Annotated in this window: 5 protein-coding genes; 2 read left to right on the top strand and 3 right to left on the bottom strand. The window is 72.3% G+C overall.

Annotation, left to right across the window (positions count from 1 at the left end):
* From P3W75_RS01420 to P3W75_RS01410, 3 genes are all read right to left on the bottom strand, one after another.
* A partial coding sequence (locus tag P3W75_RS01420; RefSeq protein WP_276225584.1) for an efflux transporter outer membrane subunit occupies positions 1 to 1,033 on the bottom strand: 1,033 nt, incomplete at its 3' end.
* Positions 1,017 to 2,165, bottom strand: a complete 1,149-nt coding sequence (locus P3W75_RS01415) for an efflux RND transporter periplasmic adaptor subunit (protein WP_276225583.1) — start codon at positions 2,163 to 2,165, stop codon at positions 1,017 to 1,019. The genes P3W75_RS01420 and P3W75_RS01415, both read right to left, overlap by 17 nt.
* Positions 2,155 to 5,352 carry an efflux RND transporter permease subunit gene (locus P3W75_RS01410; RefSeq protein ID WP_276225582.1) on the bottom strand — a complete coding sequence of 1,066 codons (3,198 nt, stop codon included), beginning with the start codon at positions 5,350 to 5,352 and terminating at the stop codon, positions 2,155 to 2,157. Before P3W75_RS01410 ends, P3W75_RS01415 begins: the two co-directional genes overlap by 11 nt.
* A 197-nt stretch (positions 5,353 to 5,549) precedes the next feature.
* On the opposite strand from P3W75_RS01410, the gene P3W75_RS01405 reads away from it, so the two are divergent.
* Positions 5,550 to 5,957 (top strand): hypothetical protein, encoded by a 408-nt coding sequence (locus tag P3W75_RS01405; protein WP_276225581.1) that lies wholly within the window; start codon positions 5,550 to 5,552, stop codon positions 5,955 to 5,957.
* A gap of 59 nt (positions 5,958 to 6,016) precedes the next feature.
* Positions 6,017 to 6,365, top strand: a 349-nt coding sequence (locus P3W75_RS01400; RefSeq protein WP_276225580.1) for a hypothetical protein, incomplete at its 3' end; no start/stop codon positions are given.

Raw genomic sequence — 6,365 nt, 5'->3', positions numbered from 1 at the left:
AGATGCGGTTGCCGGCGCTGAGCAGGCTGCCGCTGCCGGCGCTCTGCCCGCCGACCAGCGCGCCCAGGTCGAGGTCCGGCAGCCAGGCGGCGCGGGCCACGCCGATGCCGGCGTTGGCGGCGAACAGCCGGCGCTCGGCGGCGGCGATGTCCGGGCGCCGCTGGAGCAGGGTGCTGGGCAACTCCGCCGGCACCTCGGGCAGGGCCGGCAGCGAGCCGTCGGCGGGAATCGCGAAGCGCCCGGCGTCCTGGCCGAGCAGCTCGGCGATGGCATGTTGCAGCAGGCGCCGCTGGCCGTCGACTTCGTCGCGCTGGGCGCGGGCGTCGGCCAGCTGGTGCTCGGCGCGGGCCAGGTCGAGCTCGGAAGCGATGCCGTTGTCGTAGCGCGCCTGGGTCATCCGCTGCGCCTGGGCGTAGGCCTCCAGGCTCTGGCCGAGTATCCCGGCCTGGCGGTCGAGGCCGCGCAGGGCCAGGTACTGGCGGGTCAGCTCGCCCTGCAGCGACAGCCGCGCGGCGGCCAGGGCGTCGCCCGTGGCGCGGGCCTCGGCGCGGCCGGCGGCGGCGAGGTTGCGCAGGCGGCCCCAGAGGTCCAGGTCGAGGTCCAGGCCCAGGGCCAGGGTGTCGCTGGCGTAGATGTCCGGCTGGTCGCTGCCGCGCAGCGGCTTGTCGTCGGACTGCCGCTGGCGCAGGGCCTGGGCGCTGAGCCCGGCCTGGGGCGCGCGGGCGGCGGCGATTTCCCGGGCGGCGGCGCGGGCCGCGTCGTAGTGGGCGACGGCGGCGGCCAGGTCCGGGTTGGCGCGTTCCAGCTCGGCCTGCAACTGGTCCAGGCGCGCGTCGCCGAAGCGCTGCCACCAGTGCGCCGGCGCGCGGTCGGCCGGCTGCGCGGGCAGCCAGTCGCCATGGGCGTCGCTGTAGTGCGCGGGCATGGCCGGCAGCGGCGGCTGGTAGGCCGGCGCCAGGGAGCACGCGCTCAGGCCGAACAGGGCACCGAGCAGGGCGCCGAGCGGCAGCGCGCGGTCAGGCTTGATGCGCATCGCCGCCTCCCTGCGCCAGGCGCACGCTGTCGCCGTTCTCCAGGGAATCCGGCGGGTTGTCGATGACCCGGTCGCTGGCGCCCAGGCCCTGGTCCACCTGCAGGCGGTCGCCGAGGTCGAGGGCAATGTGGATGTCGCGCAGGCGCACCTTGCCGTTGCCGTCGAGCACCGCCACCTGGGTGCCGCCGGCGCGGAAGATCAGCGCGCTGGAAGGAATGCTCAGGCGCGCCGCGTCGTGCGGCGCGGGCAGGCTGGCCTCGGCGTAGTCGCCGGGCAGCAGGGCGCCGTCCGGGTTGTCGGCGACGAACTCGGCGAGCAGGCTGCCCGAGCGCGGGTCCACCGCCGTCGAGCTGCCGCTGTAGCGCGCCTGGAAGGCGCGGCCGGGGTGCTCCGGCACGCTGAAGCTGATGCTCAGCCCCGGATGCACGGCGTTGGCGTAGTTCTGCGGGATCGGCACGTACAGGCGCAGGCGGTGGGTGTCGGCGATGCGGAACAGCTCCGGGCCGCTGGCGCTGTCGGCCTGGATCAGCTGGCCGACATCGGTGCGCCGCGCGGTGACCACCCCGGCGAAGGGGGCCTGCAGGGTCTTGTAGGCTTCCAGCGAGGCGAGCCGGGCGTAGTCGGCCTGGGCGGCGGCGACGTTGGCGTCGGCGGCCTCGGCGTTGGCCTGTTTCTCGTCGGCCTCCTGGCGCGCCACCGAGTGGCTGGCCAGCAGGTTGCGCCAGCGTTCGGCGGTGGTGCGCGCCAGGTGCGCGTTGGCCTTGGCCTGCTGCAGGCGGGCGGCGGCCTGTTGCAGCTGTTGGTCGAGGTCGGGGCTGTCGATCTCCGCCAGCACCTGGCCGGCCTTCACCGGGGTGCCGATGTCGCTGCGCCAGCTCTTCAGGTAGCCGCTGACGCGGGCGTGGATCGCCGCCTCCTGCCAGGCCTCCAGGTGCGCCGGCAGGTTCAGGGCGTCGCCGGCGCCGGCCGGGTCCGGGTGGAAGGTGGCGACCACCGGTAGCGCCTGGGCCTCGGTCCAGGCCGCCACGGCGTGGGCGTGCCCGGCGCGCAGGGCCAGGCCGCCGCCGACCAGGGCGAGGGCCAGCCCCAGGCCGAGGGTGCCATAGAGCAGGGTGGGTTGCTTAGCGGGCATGGGTTGCGACTCCAGCGGCAAGGGAATGACGGCGGTGCACCAGGCTGAACACCACCGGGACGAAGATCAGCGTGGCCAGGGTGGCGGCCAGCAGGCCGCCGATCACCGCGCGGCCGAGCGGGGCGTTCTGTTCGCCGGAGAGGGCCAGCGGGAGCATGCCGATGATCATCGCCAGGGCGGTCATGCACACCGGGCGGAAGCGGGTGAAGCCGGCCTCCAGCGCGGCGCGGGCGGCGTCGCCGTGCTCGGCCAGGCGCTCGCGGCAGAAGCTCACCACCAGGATCGAGTTGGCGGTGGCCACGCCCATGCACAGGATCGCCCCGGTGAGCGCCGGCACCGACAGCGTGGTGCCGCTGAGGAACAGCATCCAGACGATCCCGGCGAGGCCGGCGGGCAGGGCGGTGATGATCACGAAGGGGTCGAGCCAGGACTGGAAGTTGACCACGATCAGCAAGTAGATCAGCACGATGGCGCCGGCCAGGCCGAACAGCAGCCCGCCGAAGGCCTGGTGCAGCGCGTCGATCTGCCCGTGCAGGCTGACCTCGGCGCCTTTCGGGCGCTGCGCGGCCATGTCGTCGATGACCTGCTGGATGTCCTTGGCGACGCCGCCGAGGTCGCGCTCCTGGACGTTGGCGTAGAGGTCCAGGGTCGGCTCGATGGCGTAGTGGCTGACCACCGCCGGGGTGGCGACCCGGCGAATGCGCGCCAGGCCGCCGAGCACCTGGGACTGCCCTGCGCTGCCGGTGACCGGCAGGGTCTGCAGCGCCGGCAGGCTGTCCAGGCGGTACTGCGGGGTGGCCGCGACCACGCCGTAGGACACGCCGTTCTTCGGGTTCAGCCAGAACACCGGGGCCACCTGGGAGCTGCCGGCCAGGGAGGCGACCATGGAGTTGGTGACGTCGCGCTCGGTAACCCCCAGGCCCTCGGCGCGGCGGCGGTCGACCTCGACCTGCAGCGCCGGGTAGCCGGTGGATTGCTGGATGCGCAGGTCGGCGACCCCGGCGACATGCCGCAGGCGCCGCTCCAGCTCCACCGCATAGGCGCGGTTGGCCGCGCCGTCGGGGCCGGAGATGCGCACGTCGAGCGGCGCCGGCGCGCCGAAGTCGAGAATCTGGCTGCTGACGTCGCCGGGCAGGAAGGCGAACTGGCTGCCGGGGAAGCGCTGCGGCAGCACTTCGCGCAGGCGCTTGACGTAGTCGGCGCTGGGCGCGTGGCCGGGCTTGAGGGCGACCTGGATATCGCCGTCCTGCGGGCCGATGGTGCCGCTGTTGCTGTAGGCCACGTCGATGCCGCTGAGCGGGATGCCGATGTTGTCGAGCACCACGTCGCGCTGCTCGGCCGGGATCACCTCGCGGATCGCCGCCTCGATGCGGTCGAAGGCCGCCGCGCTTTCCTCGATTCGCGTGCCCAGCGGCAGGCGCACGTGCAGGGCGATGGTCTCGGCGTCGGTGGCCGGGAAGAAGTCCTCGCCCAGGCTCGGCAGCAGGGCGAAGCTGGCCAGCACCACGCCGAGGAACGCCGGGATGAACGCGCGACGCCGCTGCAGGGCCTTGCCGAGCAGGCGGTGGTAGGCGTCGCGCACGCGGGTGAAGCGCGCCTCGAAGCCGCGCTGGAAGCGCACCAGCGCCGAGCCGCTGGCCTGGTCGCCCTCGTGGTGGTTGAGGTAGGTGTCTTCCGGGTGGCGCCCGGCGCCGCCCTCGGTGTGGTGCGGGCGCAACAGGTACAGGGCGAGGGTCGGCACCAGGGTGCGCGAGAGGATGAACGAGCTGCCCATGGCGAAGATCACCGCCAGGGCCATCGGCCGGAACAGGTAGCCGGCCACGCCCTGGAGCATGAACATCGGCACGAAGACGATGCAGATGCACAGCAGCGAGACGAACGCCGGCCCGACGATCTGCCGCGCGCCGTCGAGGATCGCCTCGCGCACCGCCTTGCCCTGTTCCAGGTGCCAGTTGATGTTCTCGATGGTCACCGTGGCGTCGTCCACCAGGATGCCCACCGCCAGCGCCAGGCCACCGAGGGTCATGACGTTCAGTGTCTGCCCGCTGGCCGCCAGCAGGGCGATGGCCGCGAGCACCGCCAGCGGGATCGAGGCGGCGATGATCAGGGTGGAGCGCCAGCTGCCGAGGAACAGCAGGATCATCGCGCTGGTCAGCAGCGCGGCGATGATCCCTTCGCGGGCCACGCTGCCCACCGACTGGCGGACGAAGGTCGAGGCGTCGTCGAGCAGCGAGGTCTTCAGCGCCGGCGGCAGCACCTCGTCGATGCGCGGCAGCATGCCGCGAATCTCGCTGACGATGGACAGGGTCGAGACGTCGCCGTTCTTCAGCGCCGGCATCAGCACCGCGCGGTGGCCGTCGACGCGCACCACGTTGGTCTGCGGCGGCGAGCCGTCGCGCACGTGGGCGACCTGGCCGATGGTGATCACCGCGCCGTCGACGGTCTTGATCGGCAGCTCGTTGAGCTCGTCGATGGCGCTCGGGCTGTTGTTCAGCAGCACTGTGTACTCGCCGTGCCCGAGCTTGGCGGTGCCCACCGGGATGATCTGGTTCTGCGCCGCCAGGGCGTTGCCCACGTCCTGCGCGGAGAGGCCCTTGGCGGCCAGGGCCTGGGGGTCGAGGTCGAGGGTGATCTGCCGCTGCTTGCCGCCCATCGGCGTGGGCAGGGCCAGGCCGGGGATGGCGGTGAGCGGCAGGCGGATGCTGTTCTGCACCAGGTCGCGGATCTTCGCTTCCGACAGGCTCGGGCTGGAGAAGGCCATCTGCAGGATCGGCACGGTGGAGGCGTTGTAGTTGAGGATCAGCGGCGGGGTGATACCCGGCGGCATCTGTTTGAGCACCGTCTGCGAGACGGCGGTGACCTGGGCGTTGGCGGTGCGGATGTCGACGCCCGGCTGGAAGAAGATCTTCACCACGCCGATGCCCGGCAGCGACTGCGACTCGATGTGCTCGATGTCGTTGACCGTGGTGCTCAGCGAGCGCTCGTAGGTGTAGAGCACGCGCCCGGCCATGTCCTCCGGCGACAGCCCGGTGTACTGCCAGACCGCGGCGATCACCGGGATGCCGATGTCGGGGAATACGTCAGTGGGCGTGCGCAGCGCGGCCAGGGGGCCGAGGATGCAGATCAGCAGCGCCATGACGACGAAGGTGTAGGGCTTGTCCAGTGCAGTTCTTACCAGCCCGAGCATCGGCTGAACCTCTTCGGCGGATTGCGGGAACCGCTCTAGTCTGGGGCTTTTCGCCTAACAGGAAGGCGCGCTCGGGATGAAGGTTTTTTCATGCTCCGGTTAAAGATTCCTTCATGGCGATTCATTTGAGTGTCATCTGCGCCGGTCGCAACCTGCAGCCCGTCCCGACCGCGCCGCGGTCCTTTCGAGGTGATGCGATGAACCGCCTGCTGCCATCCCTGGCCCTGCTGTCCCTGATCGGCGCCCTCGGCGCCTGCGCCGGCCGCGAACCGGCGCCGCACGCCGAGCTGGCCCGCGTCGACCTCGGCCAGGAGGCGCCCAACCAGCTCTACGCCCGCTCCGTGGACGGCCACGCGGTGACCGATCTGCGCTACTTCGACGTCGCCCCCGGCCGCCACGAGCTGGCCGTGGAGCTGGACAAGAGCGGCGACGACTCGCCCGACCAGGGCCTGTGCAAGGCACGTCTGAGCTACCCCGCGTTCGCCGCTGGCCAGCACTACCGCCTGCGCGAGAGCACCCTGGGCAGCCGCCTGGTGGTGCGCCTGTACGACGGCGCCGGGCAGCCGCTGGGCGACCCGCAACCGCTGGCCTGCTTCCCCGGCTGAACCCAAGTGGCCGCCCGATGGCGGCCCGATCCCGCAATCCCCAACCCCGAGGTGATCCCATGACCCGTGCCGGATATCTGGCCGTACCGCTGCTGTCCCTGTTCGCCCTGCTCGCCGGCTGCGCCGGCCCCATGCCCAGGCCCGACCCGGCGCGCGCCTGGGTCAGCCTGGGCGAGGAGACTCCCGAGGTGCTGATGGCCGAGCGCCTGGACGGCCAGCGCCTGGACGACGGACGTTTCTTCGAGGTGCCGCCGGGCGCCCACAGCCTGCAGGTGCAGCTGTACGACAACCAGGACAGCAACGCCTCGCAGCTGTGCGACGCGACCCTGAAGTACGACGGCTTCCGCGCCGGCGACCACTACCGCCTGGAGGAGACCAGCCTGGGCCGCGAGTTCAGCGCCCGGCTGT

Origin of the sequence: Pseudomonas citronellolis (assembly GCF_029335315.1) — a bacterium.
Classification (GTDB): Bacteria; Pseudomonadota; Gammaproteobacteria; order Pseudomonadales; family Pseudomonadaceae; genus Pseudomonas; species Pseudomonas citronellolis_A.
This window is presented reverse-complemented; position numbering and strand designations above follow the sequence as displayed.

What these genes read in the sequence shown, in the direction of transcription:
- P3W75_RS01405 (WP_276225581.1), top strand. Translation starts at nt 5,550, where the DNA reads ATGAACCGCCTGCTGCCATCCCTGGCCCTGCTGTCCCTGATCGGCGCC.
- P3W75_RS01410 (WP_276225582.1), bottom strand. Translation starts at nt 5,352, where the DNA reads ATGCTCGGGCTGGTAAGAACTGCACTGGACAAGCCCTACACCTTCGTC.
- P3W75_RS01415 (WP_276225583.1), bottom strand. Translation starts at nt 2,165, where the DNA reads ATGCCCGCTAAGCAACCCACCCTGCTCTATGGCACCCTCGGCCTGGGG.